Consider the following 21441-nt stretch of genomic DNA (forward strand, 5'->3'; position numbering starts at 1 on the left):
AGTTGCCCGGGCACAACAGCGAGTGCACGACGCGGTTGTCCTCGTAACGAAATTCATGCGCGGGATGCCGCAGAGGCTCGATGGTGGCATCCGCGTGCGCGATTCCACCCCCAGAGGGGATTCCGAGGCCTGTGGCCGCGCCCTCCAGCACCTTGACCGTGTGTGACAGCCGCTCCTACTCGGCCCGCTCGTCATGCATGTCGATGACCACGGGAACGAACCCGAACACATCGAACAACTCGGTCTCGGCGGACTGCGGCGCCTCGGCGATCGCATAGCGTCCGAGCTGGACCGGGCCGGGCCGAAATGCCCACCAGGACCGCCGCTTTGGGCGTATCGGTCCCCGATGACATCCTTCATACCGGCTTTCTCGAACGTGTTCCAGCCCAGACGCACATCACCTCCCGCGAGGACGATCAAATCGGCACGCTCCGGACAAAAGCGGTGTGTCCTGACCCAACCCGTCGAGGGCTGCCTCGAGGAGCAGTCGGTCGTGCCGCTTCGGAGAACAGCAGCTGACTGTCCGCCAGCAGACAGAGCGGTTGCAGTTGACGTTTGTGAGACAGCGTCAACTGGCGTCCTGCGATCGGGGCCGCCCCAGGCGCCACTTGGTCCTCTTGGGCGTCTGGTACGCATCGCGGGTCCAGGCGTCCCACATCGCCTCGGATTCCTCCTGTACGGGGCTGTTGGTGACATGCCATCCCCGGTTGACGATTTCCGTTGTGCACCATCGGATCAGGGATCCGTCAGCACCGATCTCCTGAGCAAGGAGCACTCGTTCGTCGGAGCTCAGCTTGTCGCTGAACGCCTGCATCGCGGCTTTGAGCCGCCAATAGGGTACGGTCCCGTCGCATTGCCGACAGAGTCCCATCAACTCCGCGCGCGCTTGATCGAGGAGGGAGGTCGGCTCCTTTTCGTCATGCCCGGCGGCTGGGGCGCCCTGCGGCTCCTCTTGCCCTGGAGCCTGCGCACCTTCCGTGCTGACCTGTCGGCGGCGCATTCGATCCGCTGCCTCCGACAGATCGCGGTACTTGATGCGGAGTTCCTCGAGCTCTGCTTCGGCGGCCTGAGCTCGCTCGCGCCACCACCTGACGTGATACTCCGCCAACTTCGCCTCACAGTCGGGACAGATCGCCACTTCGGCAGTTGCCCTGACCAGCGCCGCCGGGCTGTCGAACTCAACGCCGCAGAAAGCCTGTCGATCGTCGTGGTTGAGATAGTCCCGGTGGTGGACCACCGAAGAGGTTGGATCCCGGACGAGGCTGTGGGGTGGTTCCACACCAGCCAAAGTAGTTGAGCGTGACCGACGCTTCTGTTGGTTCAGTGAAAACGGTCGGTAGCCGCGGCGCAACGATGCCCCGGGGCCGTCGACCGGCGAAGTACTACTTATCGCCTCTTAGCCTCCCGGCCCGGACCCCCAGGTTTTCCGGTGTCGCCGCCATTGTTGCCGCTGGTGGTCGTCGTGTCCGCCCCCGTCGGCGACGTGGTCGTCACGACCTCGGTACCGGCGTGACCCGTCGGATTCCGGCCACCGGTCGGAGTCCACTAGCGCGTGAGCGCCGTCCGCTAGTAACCGGGCGTGACGACCTCTGCGAGTTCCTGTTCGGGTTCCTGCGGGGGAACCGGCGCGGGCATCCGCGGCTTCGGGGAGCCCACCTGGTTGCCCGTCGACCCGCCGCACTCGGCGCCGCTCACTCCCGGCGGGCATGCGGAGTTGGCTGCGGCCGCGCCGGCAGGCGAGTTCGGCACCAGGTAAGGCACACATTGGCCGGCGTAGAGATCCTCCTCCTCGCCGGCCGGGCAGTTGGCGAGTTGCGAAGCCGGAATCGACGGCACGGAGACGACCACGCCCAGCACCGGTGCCATGGCCGCGATGACGAACCCGCCGGCGATGATCGATCGTCGCGCCGACAGCGAGATGGACCTCATCGGCCACCCTTTCACTCGTGGGATCGGTTCAACCTGGACCCACCGTATCGCGGCGAGCGCCAACGCTCACTGTACGAGTGAAAGCGTGCTGAATGGTCGGCCGTCCCTGGCGGCCAGGTATTCCGGCCTCGAGCCTTCCGCGCCGAAGGGCGACACGAGTTGGTTCTCGATGGAGTTGAACACGAGAAAGACGTTGGAGCGCGGGAACGGCGTGATGTTCGAACCCGACCCGTGCATGAGGTTCGAGTCGAACCACAGCACCGTTCCGGCGGGACCGGTGACCTGATCGATGCCATGGCGTGCGGCAGCCTCGGCGAGAGTGGCCTGGCTCGGTACCCCGATCTCCTGTTTGACAAGCGAGGACGTGTGGTTGTTGCGCGGTGTGGCCCCGACGCACGGATAGAACGTCCGATGCGAACCCGGCATCACCATCAGCGAACCGTTGTACGGGAAGTTGTCGGTCAGCGAGATGGAGCAGGACACGGCCCGCATCGCAGGCATGCCGTCCTCGGCGTGCCAGGTCTCGAAGTCGGAGTGCCAGTAAAAACCGGTCCCGGTGAATCCGGGCATCAGGTTGATCCGCGCCTGGTGCAGGTAAACGTCGCTGCCGAGCAGTTGACGGGCTACCGGCAAGACGGTGTCGAGCGTGATGACCTCGGCGATCACATCGCTGAACAGATGTGGCTGGAACACCGACCGGATGCTGCCGCTGGGCTCCCGGATGATCCTCGGATCACGGGGATCGGCTTGGGCGCCAATGCGGTTCAACTCGTCACGCAGCGTCGACACCCAGTTGTCGCCGACCGCCGACCGGCGGATCAGATAGCCGTCGGCGGCTATCGATTGCAGGTCGGCCTGGTCGAGCGGACCGTCCGGCTCCCTGCCCCAGACCGTGGGCTCGGCGCGGGGGATGGGGTCGGCCGGCTCGTCGAGGCGGGTGGGATACCTGTCTTCGCGGACGACAAATCTGTTGTCGCTCAACTAGTCTGCACCACCGGAGGGGGATAGGCGCCGGTTACGTCGTGCACCTCCTGGCCGGTTACCGGCGGATTGAACACACACAGCATCCGTAGCTGCGTATCGCACGTGACACGGTGGCGTTCGTGGCCGTCGAGAAGGTACATGGTGCCCGGCCGCAACGGGTGCTCCTCGCCGTTCTCGTGGTTGGTGAGCGTGCCGGTGCCCTCCACCACCCACACCGCCTCGACGTGGTGGCGATAGTGGAATTCGTTGACGGAGTTCGGCTTGATGGTGGTCTCGTGGAACGAGAAGCCGACGCCGTCACCGGCCAGGACGATGCGCTTGGATCTCCAGTCCTTCGCAGACACGTCACGCTCGGTGCCGGTGATCTGGTCGGTAGTACGCACGATCACGGTCGTGCTCCTTTCGTAGCGAATGAGGGTGATCAGGAAAGCGTTGCGGCGACCGATTCGGCGATCACGTCGATGCCGGCATCGAGGTCTGACTCGGAGGTGGTCAGCGGCGGGAGCAGCTTGACGACCTCGTCCGACGGACCGCTGGTTTCCATCAACACCCCACGTTCGAACGCCGCGCGGCACACCGCCGCCGCCAGCGGCTCATCCTCGAACTTGAGTCCCTGCGCCATTCCCCGTCCTCGCGCACCGACGCCCGGATACCGTTCGGCGATGTTCTCCAGCCGGGCGCGGATCTGCTCACCCTTGGCGAGGGTGTCATCTGCGAATGTCTCAGTTTGCCAGTATATTTCGAGCGCCTTGGCCGCAGTGACGAAGGCCGGGTTATGGCCACGGAACGTGCCGTTGTGCTCACCGGGTGCCCACACGTCCAGCTCTCTGCGGAACAGGGTCAGTGCCATCGGCAGGCCGTATCCGCTGATCGATTTGGACAGTGTGACGATATCGGGGACGATTCCGGCCTCTTCGAAACTGAAGAACCGGCCGGTTCGTCCGCACCCCATCTGCACGTCGTCGACGATGAGCAGAATCTCGCGTCGGCTGCACAGGTCGGCAAGCGCCTGCAACCATTCCATCCGGGCGACGTTCAGGCCGCCCTCTCCCTGCACGGTCTCGACGATCACCGCCGCGGGACGGTTGAGCCCGCCGCCCGAGTCGTCGAGCACCCGCTCGAACCAGTGGAAGTCCTCGGTGGCGCCACCGAAGTAGTTGTCGTACGGCATCGGCGTCGCATGAACCAGCGGGATACCTGCCCCGGCTCGCTTCATCGAGTTGCCGGTCACCGACAGTGCCCCCAGCGTCATGCCGTGAAATGCGTTGGTGAAGTTGATGATCGATTCGCGGCCAGTCACCTTGCGGGCCAGTTTGAGCGCCGACTCGACGGCGTTCGCACCCGTCGGACCGGGGAACTGCACCTTGTAATCGAGGCCGCGCGGCCGAAGGATCAGTTGCTCGAAGCGCTGCAAGAACTCCGTCTTCGCCGACGTCGCCATGTCGAGTGAGTGCACGATCATGTCGTTGGCCAGGTAGTCCATCAGTGGCCGCTTGAGTTCAGCGTTGTTGTGGCCGTAGTTCAGCGCACCGGCGCCCGCGAAGAAGTCGAGGTACCGGCGGTCCGAGGTGTCGGTCACCCAGGAGCCTCGGGCGACGGCCATCGTCGTCGGCCACCCCCGGCAGTAGCTGCGCACCTCCGATTCGACCGAGGCATAGACCTCGGGCAGGTCGGATTCGTCGGGACGGGGGAGCGTTGCTGGCGTTGACATGTGTCCTTTCCGGGGTGTCAGTCCAATGGCCTGGTGATGGGTCCGATGCGGAGCGTCGGTTCGTCCTCGTGGGTCTGATCGGCGTCCAGCTGTGCGGCGGTGAAACGGGGCTCCTCGAGGAGAGGCACGCCGTGCCGCCGCGCGAAAGCGCCGAAGAATGCTCGCGACGCCGAGTTGCTCGGCGACACCGTGGCTTCCACGGTGACCGGATGACCCCGTCGGTTGCTCCGGACCCGGTGAACGAGGGTGTCGAGCATGGCGCTGGCGAGCCCGGACCCTTGGGCGGTTGTCGCGACGGCCACCTGCCAGACGAAGAGCACCTCCGGTCGCGCCGGCGGGTGGTAGCCGGTGATCAGCCCACAGATGTCGCCGTCTCTATCGGCCACTATTGACGTACTGGCAAAGTCGGTGGCAGTCAGAAGATAGGTATAAGTGGAATTCAGATCGAGCACTTCTGTCGCGGCGATCAGACGGTGCATCGCGATGGCGTCGCCATCATCGGGTGGCCGAAGGAAGCGCGTCCAGGAAAGTGCTTGGGGTGCCGTCGGTTTCGGCCCCATAGGCCACGCGTCCGAGGTGGGTCCCCGGTCACGACGCGCACGAATAGTCACCTGCGTTGTCACCACCGAACAAAGTCATCGAGTCTCATCAGCTACGTCATCGGCGCCGTGACCGTATGCCAGCAAAAAATGACAGGCAAGTTTCGATGGCTCTGCACGGAAGCCGTCGTGGCCTGTCGGCGCGGGAGTCACCTGCGCCGATGCCGCGCCGGGTGAGACGTGTCACGTGATCGGTCTGTTATTCAATCGTTATCTACGGAGCGGAAAACGCTTCGATGCGCTGGCGATCGGTAATATGACGCGACCGTCAATGCGGAGCCAATGCGATGAGCGCCGTAAAGCCGACTGAACTATTGGAGGAGTTTTCTCGTGCGACGCATCATCGGAGTGTGGATCGCCGCTATCGCCACCGCAGTCGCCTTCGCCGCGCCTGCGGCGGCGGACCAGTCGGAGTTCGTGCGCAAGCTGCGGGAGCGATACGTCTTCCTGACCGCGGAACAGCTCATCACCGCGGGTCACGACGTCTGCGCCGCCGCGAGAAGCGGAGTGCCCGCCTCCGATTCGGTGATCATGGTCCGCGACTCTCTCGGGATCTCGATCAAGGCCGCCGGCGACATCGTCAGCCGCGCTGTCGTCGAACTCGGCTGCTGACCCGAAGGCCAGTTGCACAGAACGCGAACAGCCTCTCAACGGGCGAATTCACGATCTGAATGCACACTGGAAGCTGGGCGAAATCGCCGGTCATGCCGAACCGGCGACTCTGCGGACGAGGTTTGGTAACAAGCTGGTCAAGCGGCGCGTGGCGCACGGCCGACGGCTTTATCGGGTTGCTAGCTTGCCCGCGTGAAATCGTCAGTCGGCAGATTCTGCGCGGTGCTGTTCGCGATGCTGATGCTCGCGGGGGTGGCGGTCCAAACCCCTTCGGCGACTGCGTATTCGCGTGACGGCCTGCCGGTTGAAACCCTCGACGTACCATCTCCGTCGATGGGCCGCAACATCCGCGTGCAGTTCCAAGGCGGTGGCCCGCAATCGGTGTATCTGCTCGACGGGTTGCGGGCCCGAGAGGACGCCAGCGGCTGGGACATCAACACTGCGGTGTTCGAGTGGTTTCACCAGTCGGGCATCTCGGTCGTCATGCCGGTCGGCGGACAAGCCAGCTTCTACACCGACTGGTACCAACCGGCGGCGGGAACCGCCGGCACCGTCACCTATAAATGGGAGACCTTCCTGACCCAGGAACTGCCCGCGTGGTTGGCGGCCAACAGAGGACAGGCGCCGACCGGCAACGCCGTCGTGGGGCTGTCCATGTCGGGCGGTGCGGCGTTGACCCTCGCCGTCTGGCATCCGGCGCAGTTCATCTTCGCCAGCTCGCTGTCGGGCTATCTCAATCCCTCAAACGGCTTGTGGCCCACGCTGATCGGGTTATCGATGAAGGATGCGGGCGGTTACAGCGCGACGAACATGTGGGGGCCGACGTCGGATCCGGCCTGGCGACGCAACGACCCGATGGTCAACGTCAACGCGCTGGTGGCCAACAACACCGCGTTGTGGATCTACTGCGGCAACGGCGCGACCTCTGAACTCGACGACGGCGCGGACTTCGGCGCGCAGTACAGCGCGCAGTTCCTGGAGAACATCACGCTGTCGACGAACAAGGAGTTCCAGCAGAAGTACCTCGCGGCGGGTGGCCACAACGCGGTCTTCAACTTTCCGACGGACGGGACGCACAGCTGGGCTTACTGGGGCGCGCAGCTACAGGCGATGAAGCCCGACCTCGTGCGCATTCTCGGAGCCGACCGGCCCTGACAGGTCCCGGTCTGTCCATCCAGCTCAACACCCACGATGCGAGATCGGTGCGCTGAGCCTCTACTCAGAGCGAACGCGTGCCTTCACGCCCCCAGTGGGGGACCTGGGCTGGCGGCGGCCGCACATGCAAGGTCGACGCGGCGATGCGTTCAATCTGCTGGTCAGGCTCTCCCGGCAGACGAAGACACCGCTGCATCTGATCGCCGAGCAACTGGTCAACCGCGACCATCCGCTCGCCTAATGGGAGCGGATCGTCATCGGCGAGCCGCGTCGATTCGCCTTCTGCATTCTGACGGGCGCGAATGGGTCCCCGCGATGCATGCGTAGGGTGAAGTCGCTACCCTATTGCCCGGGTTAAGACTGCCCTCAGGCGATCGGCCATGACCGCTACGGTGGTTGCCAAACACGAGGTGAGGCTTGGACGGACAACTTTGTACCGAGAACTGGGTGGGACGCGTCGCTGTCGTCGCCGCCTCGGGGGATCTCGACATGCTCACGGCGCCTCAGCTGAGGAACGCCGTGCAGGCGGCGTTGGGTAAGGATCCGACGGGCTTGATCGTCGACCTGACCAACGTGGAGTTCCTCGGCTCGGCGGGCATGCAGGTGCTGATGGAAACCCACAACCAGACCGACGGCTCCGAGACGCGGTTCGCCGTCGTCGCGGACGGCCCGGCCACCAGCCGGCCCCTGAAGATCACGGGCATCGCCGATGTGATCGACCTGTTTTCCGGCTTGGACGTCGCCCTCGACAACCTCACCGCGTGAGCGCGCGTCTGACGGGGTAACCAGACGTCATCATGAACAATCCGACGGAACTTGGATTTTCGAGCAACGGCCCCGCAGACGCCCGGACCGTCGCAGAGTTCCGCAATGCCTTCGCTCAGTGGCTACGTGCCACTTTCGCGCTCGATGCGGAGCGGCTCAGCGACGTGCTACTGGCGGTGAACGAGGCGTTGACCAACGCGGCCGAATTCGCCTATGTCCAATCGCAGCAGCCGGGCACGATGTCGGTGACGGCTCGTTATGACACCGGGGACCGGCGCCTGGTGGCGGCGGTTTCCGACCGGGGCGCCTGGTTGGCGAAGGAGCCCGACGGCCGGCCCAACACCCGGGGCCGCGGTATTCCATTGATGCGCGCCCTGTCCGACCGGGCGACTATCGACGCCTCGCCTTCTGGCACCCGCGTCCAACTCGAGTTCGACAACTGCCCGCTCATCTCGCCGGAGCCCTGCGCGACGTCCGCATGATCGCGTCGAGCCGCCGCCGACGGGTTCACTCGCGGGTTCTGATGCTGTATCGCGCGTGAGCGTGTGACCGTCGTGACTCATGTGGCGTGTTTGCTGTCGTGTCGCGTGTGATTTACCGCTCACTTTGGTCGCCCGAACGTAAGAAACGGTGAGCCGTGTGGTCGGTCACATTCTTCGGAAGGCCTTGCCGCAGCATCATTTCGACAGGTCAACCGTGCTCACCGGGTTGCTCGTGATAGGTAACAATTGGGTAACGAGCGACTTTCTAAGCGATGTCTGAGAGGTTCTCAAGAAGCCTCTATCCGCGAGCTTTGCGTGGCTCCAGCCCGTCCGAATCCGTCGCTATGCTCGACTCAAGACCGCGCCTGCACGGCGCGATGTGACTTGGAATCTAGGGCTGGCGCACGTCATGCCGGCGGAGGTACCCGACAACGATGGTTAGCGTTTTGATGCCTGAACATGCCCTTGACGCGGAGGCCCCCTCCCGGACGCGAGTGGATCCAAGCGTTGCCGCGTTGGGTGCCGTCGAACTGCACCGCGGACCGGTCGGCGATATCGCCACCGGTGCGGGTGCCGCTGTGGTGACCCACCCGGGCGACGACAGCGTCGCGGTGCTCAACGCCCGCACCCTCACTGCGGACGCGATCATCGCGGTGGCCGGTGAGCCGTTCGCCGTCGCGTTGCACGACGATCGCGCCTATGTGAGCACCTCCTCGTGGAGCCACAAGGACGAAGTCACCGTCATCGACACCGTCACCAAGTCGGTGATCGCGGCGTATCCACTCGCGGACAACATCACGGCGCTCGTGGTCAGCCCCGACGGCAAGCGCGTCTATGCCGGCCGCACCGGTGACGGGCGCATCGACGTCGCGGTGATCGACATCCCCGCCGACCGGGTTGGCACGATCGACGTCGCGACCGGCGCAGGCATCGGCATCGATGCGCTTGCGATCGACCCGAGCGGCACACGGCTCTACGTCGCGACCACGGATGCGCGCGGCAGCGCGGTCGTGACCGTCGAACTCGAGACCGGACGCGTCGGGCGCGCGGTGCGGATCGGTTCGCCCATTCGCGATATCGCGCTGGCCGACGGCACGGCGTTGGTCCTCAGCTCGGACCGGGTCCGCGGTGGCGTGGTGCACGTGATCGACCTGTCGGCGGGTCGTGTGACCGATGTCGTCGAACTCGGGGGCGCCCCGACTCAACTGGCGATGGGTGCGGACAAAGCCAGGGCCTACATCGTCGACTACGACCACGTCGTGGTGTTGTGCACGCTCACGTTGCAGGTCGTCAACACAATCACCGTCGGGGCCCGTCCGTCCTGCGTAGCGGTCGACTCGCACGGCGGTCGCGTGTACGTCGCCGACTACGCCGGCGGGGTGTCGGTGTTCGCCGTCGATTCGACGATGCCGCTGCTGTACTCGCAGTTCGTCGCGACCGATCCGTTCATCGCCCCCGAGGTCCCCGAACCGGAGCGGGTCACCGCGTAGTCCGATATGCCCGTGAGCGTTGCTCAGCGGCCGCTGCAGTCCAGTGACACCGAGATCGGCTTGCTGATGGTCACCGGAAACAGCACACCGTCTTGGTTGCCCCCGAGCAGCGGCATCAACTGGGTGAACTGCTGCGGGTTGCGGACGCTGGTGACCACGCAGTCAGAGAGCGGGGCCGTGCCGATCTTGTCGATGGTCACGTTGTAACCCTGGTCCTGCAGCTTGGTGATGACTTCCTGCGCCGATTCCTGGTCATCGGCTGACGCGACACCGGCAGGGGCGGCGATCGCTGCGCACACGACGGCTGCACCGGCGAGGATCCATGTCGTCCGCATGGGGTTCATGATCCCCTATAAGCGCTCGGCGCGCTGATAAGCGGTCACCACTGCGGCGCCACCGAGCCCGATGTTGTGCTGCAACGCGGCGGTGACCCCGTCGACCTGGCGTTTGTCCGCGGTACCGCGCAACTGCCACGTCAGCTCCGCGCACTGCGCGAGACCCGTCGCACCGAGCGGGTGACCCTTGGAGATCAGCCCGCCCGAGGGGTTGACGACCCAACGCCCGCCGTAGGTGGTGTCGTTGTTGTCGATGAGCTTGGGCGCCTCGCCCTCGCCGCACAGGCCGAGCGCCTCGTAGAGCAGCAGTTCGTTGGCCGAGAAGCAGTCATGCAGCTCGATCACCTGGAAGTCGGCGGGCCCGAGGCCGGACTGGTCGTAAACCTGCTGCGCCGCTTTGACGTTCATGTCGTAGCCGATGAGGTTTTTGGCGCTGCCGTCGAAGCTGGACTCGAAATCGGTGGTCATCGCCTGCCCGACGATCTCCACCGCCTGACCGGCCAGACCGTGCTTGTCGACGAACTCCTCGCTGGCCACGATCGCCGCGCCCGAGCCGTCGGAGGTCGGCGAGCACTGCAGCTTGGTCAGCGGATCGGAGATCATCTTCGCGGCCAGGATGTCGTCGAGGCTGTACTCCTCCTGGAACTGCGCGTACGGGTTGTTCACCGAATGCTTGTGGTTCTTGTAGCCGATTTTCGCGAAATGCTCTGCGGTGCTTCCATGTTGGCGCATGTGCTCGCGGCCGGCCGCACCGAACATCCACGGCGCCACGGGAAAGCCGAACTCGTCGATCGCAGCCATCGCCTTGACGTGTCTGCCCATCGGCGATTCGCGATCGTCGTGGCCGCCCTGCAGGGAACCGGGCTGCATCTTCTCGAAGCCCAGCGCGATCGTGCAGTCGGCCAGCCCACCGCGGATGGTCTGCGCGGCGAGGAAGAGCGCGGTGGACCCGGTCGAGCAGTTGTTGTTGACGTTGACGATCGGAATGCCCGTCATGCCCAGTTCGTAGAGGGCCCGGTTGCCCGACGTCGAGTCGCCGGCGACATAGCCGACGAACCCCTGCTGCACCTCGGAGTAGTCGATGCCGGCGTCTTCGAGGGCCTTGGTGCCGGACTCCTTGGCCATCTGCGGGTAGTCCCAGCCCTCGCGGCGGCCGGGCTTCTCGAACTTCGTCATTCCGACGCCGACGACGAAAACCCTGTTCTTCTTTGCGGTGGACATCGTGCTGATCCTTTCGCTGCGCTGCGACGACAAAAACATACTGCGCGTCATCCCAAGTGGACGCCGTATCGGGGGTCATCTCGAGTTGGCTGGGGATCGGGTCGGCCCTGCGACGGCGGCCAGTCCGAGCGCAGTCTTGGCCGACCGGTCAGCCGTACGTCAGCCACCAGTTGTGCAGGTCGACGAGGTTCTGGCTCTGCGCGTCGCCCAGCAGTAGCTCGGCGTTCTTGGTCCACGTCACGTCCTGGTTGCCGTTGAAGACGCCGCAGGCGATGCGTCCCTCCACTTGGTCGGGGGTGGGGGTGTAGTGCCAGGTCGTCGGTGAGTCTGCGCCACCGTCGGGGCACGGCAGCAGTTCGGAGTTCGCCGCGACGGACTGGTCGAAAGCCTTGTCCAGGGCCGGCTGGTCGGCGAACAGCGAATACCGCGCGTTGGTCGGGCCGCCCTCGGGTGCGGCCTGGCCGCAGTCCACCGTTGCCAACGCGCCGGTGGCGGGCGGGTGGACCGGCTCGCACACGCCGTCGTCGTAGCCACGCAGCAGCCCGAGCAATGTGGCGTCGAAAGAATTCGCACCCGGCGCGGCAGTAGTGGTGCGCGGGGTCTGGCGGGTGGTGCGCTCGGTGGTCTGTGCCGGCTGGGTCGTCGAGGTGGTGGTCGAAGCCGACGGTGCGTCGTCGAGCTTGATCAAAAACCAGATTCCGAACATCGCCAGCACCAACACGAACACCGAGACCCCGGCGGCGATCGGGACCCAAGACGAGCTCTTGTGTCCCGGCCCCGGTGGTCGTGGCGGTCCAGTCGGTGCCGGGGTGGCCCACATCGGCCCGCTCGGCGGTCCGTCGGCCGGCGGCGGCGTGTAAAACGCGGCCGGCCGCCCGGCGGGCGGCGGTGTCTGATGCCGACCGGGCGCAGCCGGCGGGAGAGTTGGACCCGCGGCCTCACTGCGTTGCAGGATGGTGGCGGCCTGATCCTGATCCCGTTGTGTCAGTGCGTCGTTCGCCGCAGCGGCCAGATCGCCGGCGCTGGCGTAGCGGTCTACCGGGTTCTTGGCCATCCCGCGGGCGATCACCGCGTCGAAGGCGGCCGGAATGCCGGGCCGCTGCTCGCTGGGCTTGGGAACGGGCTGCATCAGGTGCGCGGTGATGACGACGCTGACGCTATCGCCGGGGAACGGCTGTGAGCCCGTGAGGCATTCGTGCAGAACACAACACAGCGCGTACACATCCGCGCGGTAGGTCACCTCGTCGTTGGTGAAGCGTTCCGGCGCCATGTACGCGTAGGTGCCGACCGCGGTGCCCAGCTCGGTGAGTCTCTCGTCGGTGGCGGCGTTGGCGATGCCGAAGTCGACCAGGTAGGCGAAGTCGTCACGGGTCAGAATGATGTTCTCGGGCTTGACATCCCGGTGCATTACACCGCTCTCGTGGGCGGCGTCGAGGGCCGAAGCGACCTGCTTGACGACAGCGACTGCCCGGGCGGGCGTCATCGGACCGTAGTTCTTGAGCACCTTGCGCAGATCGGTGCCGTCGATCATGCGCATATCGACGTAGAGCAGGCCGTCGACCTCGCCGTAGTCGTGGATCGGCACCACGTGCGGCTCCTGCAGCCGGCCTGCCGAGTGCGCCTCGCGCTGAAGTCGTTTCCGGAACACCGGATCGTTCGAGGCCGACTCGGGTAACAGCTTCAGCGCGACGATACGGTCTTTGACGGTGTCCTCGGCTTCGTAAACCTCGCCCATGCCGCCCTTGCCCAGCAACCGGCGCAGCCGATACGGGCCGATCCGGGAACCGACACGTGATTCGGGGTCGGTCATTGATGCTCCTCGGGCGGTGCGGTAGCCGGCGAACACAATCTAATCTCGTGTCACGCCGGACGCGGCTCTATCCGAAACGTCCCGTATGCCCGGCACCGTGGTGTAGACCTGCAAGAGTAGAACGTGTTCTAGTTCCGCGATGGAGGATCGGTATGAGCCTGCGGGTCGTGCAGTGGGCAACAGGAGGGGTGGGAGTCGCAGCGATCAAGGGCGTGCTCGAACACCCCGAACTCGAACTCGCCGGTTGCTGGGTGCATTCGCCGGACAAGGCGGGCAAGGATGTCGGCGAGATCATCGGCACCGAACCGCTGGGCGTCACCGCGACCAACACTGTCGAGGACATCCTCGCCCTCGACGCCGACGCGGTGATCTACGCCCCGCTCTTGCCCAACCCCGACGAGGTCGCGGCCCTGTTGCGCTCGGGCAAGAACGTCGTCACACCCGTCGGCTGGGTATACCCGGGTGACCGTCAGAGCGCGCCGCTGCGGGACGCGGCGATCGCGGGCAATGCCACCCTGCACGGCACCGGCATCGCCCCCGGCGGAATCAGTGAGAAATTCCCGCTGCTGTTCTCCGCATTCTCAACGGCGGTGACTTACGTTCGCGCCGAGGAGTATTCGGACCTGCGCACGTATGAAGCGCCCGATGTCGTCCGGCATGTGATGGGTTTCGGTGAGGTGCCGGAGAAGGCGCTGAGTGGGCCGATGCAGAAGCTGCTCGACGGCGGCTTCATCCAGGCCGTGAAGATGATCGTCGACAAGGTCGGGTTCCGGGCAGATGCGAAAGTCCGGTCTACCCAGGAGATCGCCGTCGCCACCGCGCCGATCGAATCTCCGATCGGTGTGATCGAGCCGGGACAGGTTGCGGGCCGAAAGTTTTACTGGGAAGCGCTCGTCGACGGTGAACCGGTCGTCAGGGTCACCGTGAACTGGTTGATGGGCGAGGAGAACCTCGATCCCGCCTGGACGTTCGGCCCCGAAGGCCAGCGGTACGAGATGGAGGTCCGAGGCAACCCGGACGTCAACATCGTCGTCAAGGGTTTTCAGTCGGCGGTCGGCGGCGAGGGTCCGGAGTACGGCATCGTCGGCACGGCGGCGCACTGCGTGAACTCGGTGCCCGCAGTATGTGCCGCCGAACCCGGTATTGCGACCTACCTCGACCTGCCGTTGATCAGCGGCAAGGCGGCGCCGGGGCTCGGGTAGCCGCCTGGCACACTCACGGGGTGTGACGAGACGAGCACTGGTACTCGCCGGCGGCGGGCTGGCGGGCATCGCGTGGGAGACCGGAGTCCTTACGGGTATCGCCGACGAGTCGCCCGCGGCGGCCCAGACGCTACTGGACTCCGACGTCCTGGTCGGCACCTCGGCGGGATCGGCGGTCGCGGCGCAACTCGGCAGCGGGCTCAGCCTGGAAGCCCTGTTCGACAGGCAGACCGCGGAGGCGTCCGCGGAGATCAACCCGGGCGCGGGCATCGAGGACATCACCGAGATCCTCCTCAGCGCGATGACCACGCCCGGTTCCAAAACCGAGAAACTGCAGCGGATCGGAGCGATCGCGCTGGCCACGGACACCGTCACCGAACCGGTCCGGCGCGAGGTGATCGAGCACCGGCTGCCGTCGCACGACTGGCCGGACCGCGAGCTGCGCATCTCGGCGATCGACACGGCCACCGGCGAGTTGGTAGCGTTCGACCGCGCGTCGGGCGTCTCTCTGGTGGACGCGGTCGCGGCCAGTTGCGCAGTGCCGGGCGTGTGGCCGCCGGTGACCATCGGAGCGCGGCGGTTCATGGACGGTGGCGTCGGCAGCACCGTCAACCTCGTGCTCGCCGACGACTGCGATGTCGTGGTAGCGCTGATCCCGCAGGGCCTTTCGTCGCCTTCGCCGTTCGGGACGGAGGCCAGGGACGAGGTCGCCGCGCACGATGCCTTCGGCGTGTTCGCCGCCGACGAGGCCCTGGCCGCTTTCGGCACCAACCCGTTGGACCCCGCGTGCCGAATTCCGTCCGCGCACGCCGGGCGCGCACAGGGCAGGCGGGTCGCTGCAGAGGTGGCCGCGTACCTCGGGCTCTAATCCTCTGCGCCAGAGGTCGTTTCGGCGCGATTGGGCTTGCCGAACGCATCGAGGGCGGCGGCGGCCAGCTCGGCGCCGACGTCGATCACCTCGGCGGCGCGGTGAAACTCCAGGCTCCGGCATGCCGAACGGGGCACCTCGATGAGCAGGTCGGGCGGATAGCCGGCCAGCTGGTGCCGCGCCAGCGCCGCCTGGGCGATGTCGATGGTGCGGTTCATCACCTCGAAGCTGCCGAGTTTGGGCACCACCGGCGTTTCTTTGGTCACTTCCTTGGTCGCGTCGACGAGTTCCTCTTCGTTGTCGGAAGATTCGGGATCTTCGTCGAAGCCGGCGCCGAAGCGGCCGAGCACCGCATTCGACTCGAACAGCGACGTGGTGCTGCGCCACACCCGGGCCAACCACTCTGTCGTCGCGCGCGACCCGGGTTCGGCAGGCTCCTGGGCACCGCCGGATTCGCTGCCCGACAACGACACCGCGATGGTCAGGTCGGCGTTGACCGCTGCGATCGGCGCCATCGGCAGCGGTTCGAGAATGCCGCCGTCGGCGAGCAGACGACCGTCGAGCAGGTGCGGTGCGATCACCCCCGGGATCGCGATCGAGGCCCGGATCGCGGCGTCCACCGGGCCTCGCTGCAGCCACACCGACTTGCCGGCGATCAGGTCGGTCGACACCGCGGTGTAGGGAATCGGCAGGTCCTCGATCCTGACCTCACCGAGGATGTCGCGGACCGCGTCGAGGATCTTGGCCGCGCGCAACACGCCCGCGGCGGTGATCGACGGATCGAGCAGTCGTAGTACCGCGCCCTGAGTCAGCGACTTCGCCCACGTGGCGAACTGGTCGAGCTTTCCTGCGGCCTGCAGCCCGCCGACCAGGGCGCCCATGGACGACCCGGCGATCCCGACGATCTCGTATCCGCGCTCCTGCAGCTCCTCGATCACCCCGATGTGGGCGTAACCGCGGGCGCCACCGCTGCCCAGCGCCAGCGCTACCCGCTTGCCAGCCATACCGCCATTGTCGCGCGCGGTCTGCGGTGCTATCCGCAGAGGCCGTCGGCGGCTGCCTGTACGGCGACGATGACCGCGGCCTGCCGTGGCGGCGGCAACTGCGACCAGGCGGTGTCGTAGGTGCCCGGACCCGCCGAATCCGTGGACTGGAGCATGCCGAGGTACGGCTCGACCTGCATCTTCGCGTCGCCGCCCTGCTGCTCCATCCACCGTCTGGCCGTGTCGCAGGCCTTGAAGTACTCGTCCTCGGTCGAATCGGCGGGAGCTCCGACCGCGGTGGTGACGCCGTCAGGTGAGATCGCGGTGGAACCCGGTGCGACACTTGGCGTTTCCGAGCCGGGGGCGGTCGAGGCCGAGGGGGTTGGGGGCGAGGATTTCTCGGGCGTGCGGTCGGTTTCGGACGAGCAACCGGCGACGAGGATCGCGATCGCGACGGCAGCCGCGGTGAGGTGGCCAGTGTGCCTGAGCATGTCCGTCAATCTAGGCAACCGGTCGAGCGGACGGCCGGGCCGCCCTGTCCTGCCGCGTTTCGACTCAGCCTGAATCTGAGCGGTGGGGGCCCAGTGGCCAGCGGTTATCCGGTTCGTTGGCCGGCCGCGGCGGCCGGTGCCGGCCGTCGGGGTTGAGACTGGTGTGCATGACGAACGGACGCCGGCGGTGTTGTCGGGCTGAGCGCCGCGCCCTGCCCGTTTCGTCCCCCCTCTGGAGCTCTCATGGTCTCGCCTGCAGTCCTGACTTCTGCCGCGCCGGCGGTGTCCGCGCCGACGCGATTGCGCTTACCCGATCTGTTGCTGGCCAGCGACCGCGGCGCCGACGAGTTGCTGACCGGTCGTTTCGACCACCTGCTGCCGGTCGGCGGTCCGCCTCGCGACGAGCGGTGGTTCACTCGTCTGCACGGCGACGACGAACTCGACATCTGGTTGATCAGCTGGGTGCCGGACCGATCGACCGAATTGCACGATCACGGTGGCTCCCTCGGCGCTCTCACCGTGGTGTCGGGCGCATTGCGCGAGACCCGTTGGGACGGTGGGGGGTTGCGCCGGCGGCGGTTGTCGGCCGGTGATCAGGCCGCCTTCCCGCTGGGGTGGGTGCACGACGTCGTCTGGGCGCCCGAGCGTGAGATCTCGGCTCCGGTCGCGCCGACGCTGAGCGTGCACGCCTACTCGCCGCCACTCACCGCCATGTCGTACTACGACGTAACCGATCGCAAGACGTTGCGCCGCGACCGGACCGAGCTGACCGACGCACCGGAGGGATGACGATGCCCACCAGTCGGATCGACCGGGTCCTCGACGACGCTCGCGCCCGGCTGCGCCGGTTGCCGGCTTCGGAGGTGCCCGCCGCATTGGATCGCGGCGCGATCCTGGTCGACATTCGGCCACAGGCTCAACGCGCGCACGAGGGGCATGTCCCGGCGGCATTAGTGATCGAGCGCAATGTGCTCGAGTGGCGCTGCGATCCGACCAGCGACACGCGGCTGCCACAGGCCGTCGGCGACGACGTCGAGTGGGTGGTGCTGTGCTCGCAGGGCTACACCTCCAGCCTGGCGGCCGCGTCGCTGCTCGATCTGGGGCTGCACCGCGCCACCGACGTCGTCGGCGGATACCACGCGTTGAAGGCCGAAGGCGTTCTGGGCTAGTCCTTTTCGTCGCTGCTCAGCAGAGGCCGGAGACGCTCGGTCTTGTCCGGCGTCCACTCCGGCGGCTCCAGGATCGCCGCCCACGCGTTGGCCACGTTCTCGACGTAGACATGTCCGTGCCCGTCGGGCACGTCGACGGCCACCGCCATGTCCGCCGACACCTGAAGGAACGTCACCACCGGAATCCACTGCATCCGGCCCGACACGTCGTAGCCACGCGGCTCCTTGAGCCAATCCGGTTCGGCGAACAGCAGATCCGGGTTGAACCACGCGATCGGGTCGGATGCGTGCTGCAGGTACACCACCCGCGGGTGGTTCCACGGGTCGGCGGGCCGGGCCAGGTTTTCGGCGCGGGCGACGAACCGGACGTTCTCACCCTTGTCGTAGATCGGCAGCCACATCGGCGAACCCGGGTCGCGGTCACGGGTGAGCTGCGTCCAGATCGTGTTGTTGAATGTCGGGCCGCTGAACAAGGCGCCGTCCGTGCGTGCGATGAGGTTGTTGAGCGCGAGGAACGGCGCTTCTCCGCCGAACGAGCCGAGGCTCTCGCCGAACACGACGAGGCGCGGCCGCTGCGCTTCGGGCATCTCGCGGATGAGCTCGTCGACGGCCTCGAACAATGCCTGCCCGGCCTGCCGAGCGTTCTCCTTGTCGACCAGGAACGACAGCCAGCTCGGCAGGAACGAGTACTGCATCGACACGATCGCGGTGTCGCCGTTGTACATGTACTCCAGTGCCGAGGCCTCCGCTTCGTTGATCCACCCGGTGCCGGTGGTGGTGGCCACCGCGACCACTTGGCGGTTCAGGCCGCCGGTCCGTTGCAGCTCCCGTGCCGCCAGCTGGGCGGTGGCCCGGATGCCGGCGGCGGAATGCAGTCCGGCGTAGGCCCGGATCGGCTCGATGGCTTCTCGGCCGTTGAACGCCGTCAGTCGCTCGACGCTCGGGCCTGCCGCCACGAAGATCCGGCCCTGGTGGCCGAGCGACTCCCAACTGACCAGCGACTCCGGGCCGCCGGACCGCAGCGGCGAGGTGGGGGCGTCGAAGTCGGGGTCGGTCTCGTCGTTGACCGCGGAGAACGTGTTGTTGATCGTGCTCATCGCGAAACGCACGACGACTCCGTTGAGCAGCGCGATGCTCAGGGTGAGCAGCAACACCACCACCACGACGGCCGAAACACGCGGGGGCGCAACACGTTCCAGCTGGCGTACCAGGAAGCGCACCAGCCGGCCGATCAACTGGCCGATCTCGACGAGCACGAACAGGGTCACGATCGACAGCACCGCGGTCAGGGGATGGTCCCAGAAGCCCATCCGCGGAACGCCCGTGAGGTCACGGACCTCGTCCTGCCAGATGTGGAAGTAGACGATCATCAGGATCTGCCCCACGATGCCGATGATCACCAGGGCGATCCAGGCTTGGCGCGGCGCAGGCGGGCTGCTGTTCCTCGACAGCATGTAGCGCGTGAGCCACACCACGAACACGCCGAGCATGTATCCGAATGCGCCTGCAGCGCCGCTGACCAGGCCCTGGAACAGCGGGCCTCGTGGCAGCAACGACGGGGTCAGCGAGAGCCAGATGAAGACCAGCGCCAGCGCGGTTCCGGTGAACGTGTACCGGCGCACCCACCAGGGTTTGTCGGGCGGTTTCTCGGCAGCTTCCTGCTCCCGCGACGTCTCAGGTGTTGCCTCAGTGTCGTCGCGGGTGTCGGTCACCTCCGCAGATTAGCGGTGGCGGAAGTTCGGTGGGCGCTTCTCGGTGAACGCGCCCATGCCCTCGGTCTGATCTTCGGTGGCGAACGCCGAATGGAACAATCTGCGCTCGTAGAGCAGACCTTCGGCCAGGGTCGTCTCGAAGGCGCGGTTGACGGCCTCCTTGGCCATCCGCGACGCCGACAGCGACATTGCCGCAATGGTCTTGGCGACCGCGTTCGCCTCGTCGAGCAACGTGTCGGCGGGCACGACGCGCGAGACCAGGCCGGCGCGTTCGGCCTCCTCGGCGGCCATGTTGCGGCCGGTCAAAATCAGGTCCATGGCCTTCGCCTTGCCGATGGCGCGGGTGAGCCGTTGTGAGCCACCCATTCCCGGCAGAACGCCGAGCTTGATTTCGGGCTGGCCGAATTTCGCGGTGTCGGCGGCGATCAGCAGATCACACATCATCGCCAGCTCGCAGCCGCCGCCCAGCGCGTAGCCGGCGACCGCCGCGATCGTCGGGGTGCGGGTGGCGGCGAATTTGCCCCATGCCGCGAAGAAGTCGCCGCCGAACACGTCCGCGAAGCTCAGGCCGGCCATCTCCTTGATGTCCGCGCCGGCGGCGAAGGCCTTCTCGTTGCCGGTGAGGATGATCGCGCCGATACCGGGATCGCCGTCCAATTCGGCTGCCGCAGAGGTGACTTCTTGCATCACCTGGCTGTTGAGCGCGTTGAGCGCTTTCGGCCGGTTCAGCGTGATGGTGGCGACGCGGTCATCGCAGGCGACGATTATGGTCTCGTACTCGGTCATGAGAACTCCAGTTCGCGGTCGGCCGGCGCGAAGTAGGCCTCGACGTCGGCGGTGGTGACGGCCGCCAGCGAGGGGGGCGACCATCTCGGGTTGCGGTCCTTGTCGACGACCTGGGCGCGGATACCCTCGACGAAATCGTGGGAGCGCAGTGCGCCACACGACGTCCGGTACTCCTGGCGCAGCACGTCTTCGAGTGTGTCGAGTTTCGCGGCGCGGCGCAGGGCTTCCAGCGCGACCGAGACCGAGATCGGCGAGCGGGTCTCGATCAGGTCGGCCGCGTCGTCACTCGGACCGCCGTCGTGTCCATGCAGCGCGGCGACGATGTCGGCCACCGTGTCGTTGGCGTAGCACTGGTCGATCCAGTCCCGCTGCGCGACAAGCTGACTCGGTGGCGGCTCGACGGCATGCGCTGCCAGTGCGGCGTCGATGCCGTCGTCGATCACCGCGGCCTTGAAGCCGGCAAGCTTCTCGTGGGGCACGAAATGGTCGGCGAAGCCCATCGCGATCGCGTCGGCGCCGTCGAAGTTCGCACCCGTGAGCGCGGCGTGATAGCCGAGCAGGCCGGGTGCACGCGGCAGGATCAGCGTGCCGCCGACGTCGGGGACGAAGCCGATACCGACCTCCGGCATCGCCATCTTGGTGGTGTCGGTGACGACGCGGACGCTGCCGTGGGCGCTGATCCCGACGCCGCCGCCCATGACGATGCCGTCCATCAGCGCGACATAGGGTTTGCCGAAGCGGCCGATCTGGGCGTTGAGCAGGTATTCGTCGTACCAGAACGCTCGCGCCTCACGGCCTTTTTCCGGGCCCTCGGCTCTCGCGCTGTGATAGAGCGCGACGATGTCGCCGCCCGCGCACAGGCCCCGCTCGCCGGCGCCGTCCACGACGACCGCGCTGACCGCGTCGTCGCGCTCCCAATCGGCGAGCACGCGTGACATCGCAGTGACCATGGGATGGTTCAGCGAATTGATGGCCTTGGGCCGGTTGAGGGTGATTAGCCCGACACCGCGATCGATGCTTACTAGGACATCCTCGTTTTCGCCCACGAGCATGCAATCTAGAACGTTGACCGGCCCGCGGCGGCTCCGGGTAGGGTTTCGGCGTGAAGACGCTGGGAAGTTCGGCTTCGAGGTTCGT

General features: G+C 66.4%; 23 protein-coding genes and 1 pseudogene. 9 read left to right on the forward strand and 15 right to left on the reverse strand.

The window, feature by feature from the left end; all coding sequences use genetic code 11:
- Window positions 1-4: 4 nt before the first annotated feature.
- The 7 genes and pseudogenes from QGN32_RS17395 to ectA form a co-directional block, all read right to left on the reverse strand.
- A pseudogene (locus QGN32_RS17395) lies at window positions 5-572 on the reverse strand (Type 1 glutamine amidotransferase-like domain-containing protein); the annotation flags it as partial.
- Window positions 569-1279, reverse strand: coding sequence for a hypothetical protein (locus QGN32_RS17400; protein WP_326545555.1), 711 nt, complete (start codon window positions 1277-1279; stop codon window positions 569-571). The pseudogene QGN32_RS17395 and the gene QGN32_RS17400, both read right to left, overlap by 4 nt.
- Before the next feature lie 287 nt (window positions 1280-1566).
- Window positions 1567-1929, reverse strand: coding sequence for a hypothetical protein (locus tag QGN32_RS17405; protein WP_326545556.1), 363 nt, complete (start codon window positions 1927-1929; stop codon window positions 1567-1569).
- Window positions 1930-1995: 66 nt separating this feature from the next.
- The gene (thpD, locus tag QGN32_RS17410) at window positions 1996-2910 is read right to left on the reverse strand and encodes an ectoine hydroxylase (RefSeq protein ID WP_326545557.1); all 915 of its coding nucleotides are present in this window, start codon (window positions 2908-2910) and stop codon (window positions 1996-1998) included.
- Complete coding sequence (locus QGN32_RS17415; protein WP_326545558.1) at window positions 2907-3302, reverse strand: ectoine synthase; 396 nt, start codon at window positions 3300-3302, stop codon at window positions 2907-2909. Before QGN32_RS17415 ends, thpD begins: the two co-directional genes overlap by 4 nt.
- Before the next feature lie 32 nt (window positions 3303-3334).
- Window positions 3335-4624, reverse strand: coding sequence for a diaminobutyrate--2-oxoglutarate transaminase (ectB, locus tag QGN32_RS17420; RefSeq protein WP_326545559.1), 1290 nt, complete (start codon window positions 4622-4624; stop codon window positions 3335-3337).
- A 17-nt stretch (window positions 4625-4641) separates the two neighbouring features.
- Window positions 4642-5184 carry a diaminobutyrate acetyltransferase gene (gene ectA, locus QGN32_RS17425; protein ID WP_442791721.1) on the reverse strand — a complete coding sequence of 181 codons (543 nt, stop codon included), beginning with the start codon at window positions 5182-5184 and terminating at the stop codon, window positions 4642-4644.
- 369 nt (window positions 5185-5553) lie between these two features.
- On the opposite strand from ectA, the gene QGN32_RS17430 reads away from it, so the two are divergent.
- The 5 genes from QGN32_RS17430 (at window position 5554) to QGN32_RS17450 (ending at window position 9727) form a co-directional block, all read left to right on the forward strand.
- Window positions 5554-5835 (forward strand): DUF732 domain-containing protein, encoded by a 282-nt coding sequence (locus tag QGN32_RS17430; RefSeq protein WP_326545560.1) that lies wholly within the window; start codon window positions 5554-5556, stop codon window positions 5833-5835.
- Window positions 5836-6069: 234 nt separating this feature from the next.
- Window positions 6070-6990, forward strand: a complete 921-nt coding sequence (locus QGN32_RS17435) for an esterase family protein (protein ID WP_326549125.1) — start codon at window positions 6070-6072, stop codon at window positions 6988-6990.
- A 417-nt stretch (window positions 6991-7407) separates the two neighbouring features.
- Complete coding sequence (locus tag QGN32_RS17440; protein WP_326545561.1) at window positions 7408-7755, forward strand: STAS domain-containing protein; 348 nt, start codon at window positions 7408-7410, stop codon at window positions 7753-7755.
- 32 nt (window positions 7756-7787) lie between these two features.
- Window positions 7788-8237, forward strand: a complete 450-nt coding sequence (locus QGN32_RS17445; protein WP_326545562.1) for an ATP-binding protein — start codon at window positions 7788-7790, stop codon at window positions 8235-8237.
- A gap of 494 nt (window positions 8238-8731) precedes the next feature.
- The gene (locus tag QGN32_RS17450; RefSeq protein ID WP_326545563.1) at window positions 8732-9727 is read left to right on the forward strand and encodes an MmpL3/TtfA transport complex stabilizer; all 996 of its coding nucleotides are present in this window, start codon (window positions 8732-8734) and stop codon (window positions 9725-9727) included.
- Window positions 9728-9750: 23 nt separating this feature from the next.
- On the opposite strand, the gene QGN32_RS17455 is transcribed toward QGN32_RS17450, so the two are convergent.
- The 3 genes from QGN32_RS17455 to QGN32_RS17465 form a co-directional block, all read right to left on the reverse strand.
- Complete coding sequence (locus QGN32_RS17455) at window positions 9751-10062, reverse strand: hypothetical protein (protein WP_326545564.1); 312 nt, start codon at window positions 10060-10062, stop codon at window positions 9751-9753.
- A gap of 15 nt (window positions 10063-10077) precedes the next feature.
- The gene (locus QGN32_RS17460) at window positions 10078-11283 is read right to left on the reverse strand and encodes a lipid-transfer protein (RefSeq protein ID WP_326545565.1); all 1206 of its coding nucleotides are present in this window, start codon (window positions 11281-11283) and stop codon (window positions 10078-10080) included.
- Window positions 11284-11431: 148 nt separating this feature from the next.
- On the reverse strand, window positions 11432-13093 hold the full coding sequence (locus QGN32_RS17465) for a serine/threonine-protein kinase (protein ID WP_326545566.1): 1662 nt from the start codon (window positions 13091-13093) through the stop codon (window positions 11432-11434).
- Between the two features lie 152 nt (window positions 13094-13245).
- Between QGN32_RS17465 and QGN32_RS17470 the strand changes: the two genes are divergently transcribed.
- Both QGN32_RS17470 and QGN32_RS17475 read left to right on the forward strand, forming a co-directional pair.
- Window positions 13246-14295 (forward strand): NAD(P)H-dependent amine dehydrogenase family protein, encoded by a 1050-nt coding sequence (locus QGN32_RS17470; protein ID WP_326545567.1) that lies wholly within the window; start codon window positions 13246-13248, stop codon window positions 14293-14295.
- A 22-nt stretch (window positions 14296-14317) separates the two neighbouring features.
- Window positions 14318-15163, forward strand: a complete 846-nt coding sequence (locus QGN32_RS17475) for a patatin-like phospholipase family protein (protein ID WP_326545568.1) — start codon at window positions 14318-14320, stop codon at window positions 15161-15163.
- On the opposite strand, the gene QGN32_RS17480 is transcribed toward QGN32_RS17475, so the two are convergent.
- Both QGN32_RS17480 and lpqV read right to left on the reverse strand, forming a co-directional pair.
- Window positions 15160-16167 carry a patatin-like phospholipase family protein gene (locus QGN32_RS17480; protein ID WP_326545569.1) on the reverse strand — a complete coding sequence of 336 codons (1008 nt, stop codon included), beginning with the start codon at window positions 16165-16167 and terminating at the stop codon, window positions 15160-15162. The genes QGN32_RS17475 and QGN32_RS17480 overlap by 4 nt on opposite strands.
- Before the next feature lie 29 nt (window positions 16168-16196).
- Window positions 16197-16637 carry a lipoprotein LpqV gene (lpqV, locus tag QGN32_RS17485; protein WP_326545570.1) on the reverse strand — a complete coding sequence of 147 codons (441 nt, stop codon included), beginning with the start codon at window positions 16635-16637 and terminating at the stop codon, window positions 16197-16199.
- Between the two features lie 243 nt (window positions 16638-16880).
- Between lpqV and QGN32_RS17490 the strand changes: the two genes are divergently transcribed.
- Together QGN32_RS17490 and QGN32_RS17495 are read left to right on the forward strand one after the other, a co-directional pair.
- Window positions 16881-17426: a cysteine dioxygenase gene (locus QGN32_RS17490; protein ID WP_326545571.1), complete on the forward strand. Its 546-nt coding sequence runs from the start codon at window positions 16881-16883 to the stop codon at window positions 17424-17426.
- A gap of 2 nt (window positions 17427-17428) precedes the next feature.
- On the forward strand, window positions 17429-17806 hold the full coding sequence (locus QGN32_RS17495; protein WP_442791722.1) for a rhodanese-like domain-containing protein: 378 nt from the start codon (window positions 17429-17431) through the stop codon (window positions 17804-17806).
- Here the strand turns inward: QGN32_RS17495 and QGN32_RS17500 are convergent.
- Genes QGN32_RS17500 through QGN32_RS17510 form a run of 3 tightly spaced genes read right to left on the reverse strand, consistent with a single transcriptional unit; the run spans window position 17803 to window position 21350 of the window.
- Entirely contained in the window at window positions 17803-19518 is a 1716-nt protein-coding gene (locus tag QGN32_RS17500; protein WP_326545573.1) for an alpha/beta hydrolase, read from the reverse strand. The two genes, QGN32_RS17495 and QGN32_RS17500, sit on opposite strands and share 4 nt — an antisense overlap.
- Before the next feature lie 9 nt (window positions 19519-19527).
- Window positions 19528-20304, reverse strand: coding sequence for an enoyl-CoA hydratase (locus QGN32_RS17505; protein WP_326545574.1), 777 nt, complete (start codon window positions 20302-20304; stop codon window positions 19528-19530).
- On the reverse strand, window positions 20301-21350 hold the full coding sequence (locus QGN32_RS17510; RefSeq protein ID WP_326545575.1) for an enoyl-CoA hydratase/isomerase family protein: 1050 nt from the start codon (window positions 21348-21350) through the stop codon (window positions 20301-20303). The genes QGN32_RS17505 and QGN32_RS17510 overlap by 4 nt, the downstream gene beginning before the upstream one ends.
- Window positions 21351-21441: the final 91 nt, after the last annotated feature.

The sequence above is a fragment of the Mycolicibacterium sp. ND9-15 genome (assembly GCF_035918395.1).
Classification (GTDB): Bacteria; Actinomycetota; Actinomycetes; order Mycobacteriales; family Mycobacteriaceae; genus Mycobacterium.

Excerpts from the sequence above, each read along its gene's own strand:
- QGN32_RS17470 (WP_326545567.1), top strand. The coding sequence starts at position 13,246 with ATGAGCCTGCGGGTCGTGCAGTGGGCAACAGGAGGGGTGGGAGTCGCA.
- QGN32_RS17480 (WP_326545569.1), bottom strand. The coding sequence starts at position 16,167 with ATGGCTGGCAAGCGGGTAGCGCTGGCGCTGGGCAGCGGTGGCGCCCGC.
- QGN32_RS17435 (WP_326549125.1), top strand. The coding sequence starts at position 6,070 with ATGCTGATGCTCGCGGGGGTGGCGGTCCAAACCCCTTCGGCGACTGCG.
- QGN32_RS17460 (WP_326545565.1), bottom strand. The coding sequence starts at position 11,283 with ATGTCCACCGCAAAGAAGAACAGGGTTTTCGTCGTCGGCGTCGGAATG.
- QGN32_RS17490 (WP_326545571.1), top strand. The coding sequence starts at position 16,881 with ATGGTCTCGCCTGCAGTCCTGACTTCTGCCGCGCCGGCGGTGTCCGCG.
- lpqV (WP_326545570.1), bottom strand. The coding sequence starts at position 16,637 with ATGCTCAGGCACACTGGCCACCTCACCGCGGCTGCCGTCGCGATCGCG.
- ectB (WP_326545559.1), bottom strand. The coding sequence starts at position 4,624 with ATGTCAACGCCAGCAACGCTCCCCCGTCCCGACGAATCCGACCTGCCC.
- QGN32_RS17445 (WP_326545562.1), top strand. The coding sequence starts at position 7,788 with ATGAACAATCCGACGGAACTTGGATTTTCGAGCAACGGCCCCGCAGAC.
- QGN32_RS17455 (WP_326545564.1), bottom strand. The coding sequence starts at position 10,062 with ATGCGGACGACATGGATCCTCGCCGGTGCAGCCGTCGTGTGCGCAGCG.
- QGN32_RS17405 (WP_326545556.1), bottom strand. The coding sequence starts at position 1,929 with ATGAGGTCCATCTCGCTGTCGGCGCGACGATCGATCATCGCCGGCGGG.
- QGN32_RS17505 (WP_326545574.1), bottom strand. The coding sequence starts at position 20,304 with ATGACCGAGTACGAGACCATAATCGTCGCCTGCGATGACCGCGTCGCC.
- QGN32_RS17465 (WP_326545566.1), bottom strand. The coding sequence starts at position 13,093 with ATGACCGACCCCGAATCACGTGTCGGTTCCCGGATCGGCCCGTATCGG.
- ectA (WP_442791721.1), bottom strand. The coding sequence starts at position 5,184 with ATGGGGCCGAAACCGACGGCACCCCAAGCACTTTCCTGGACGCGCTTC.
- QGN32_RS17495 (WP_442791722.1), top strand. The coding sequence starts at position 17,429 with ATGCCCACCAGTCGGATCGACCGGGTCCTCGACGACGCTCGCGCCCGG.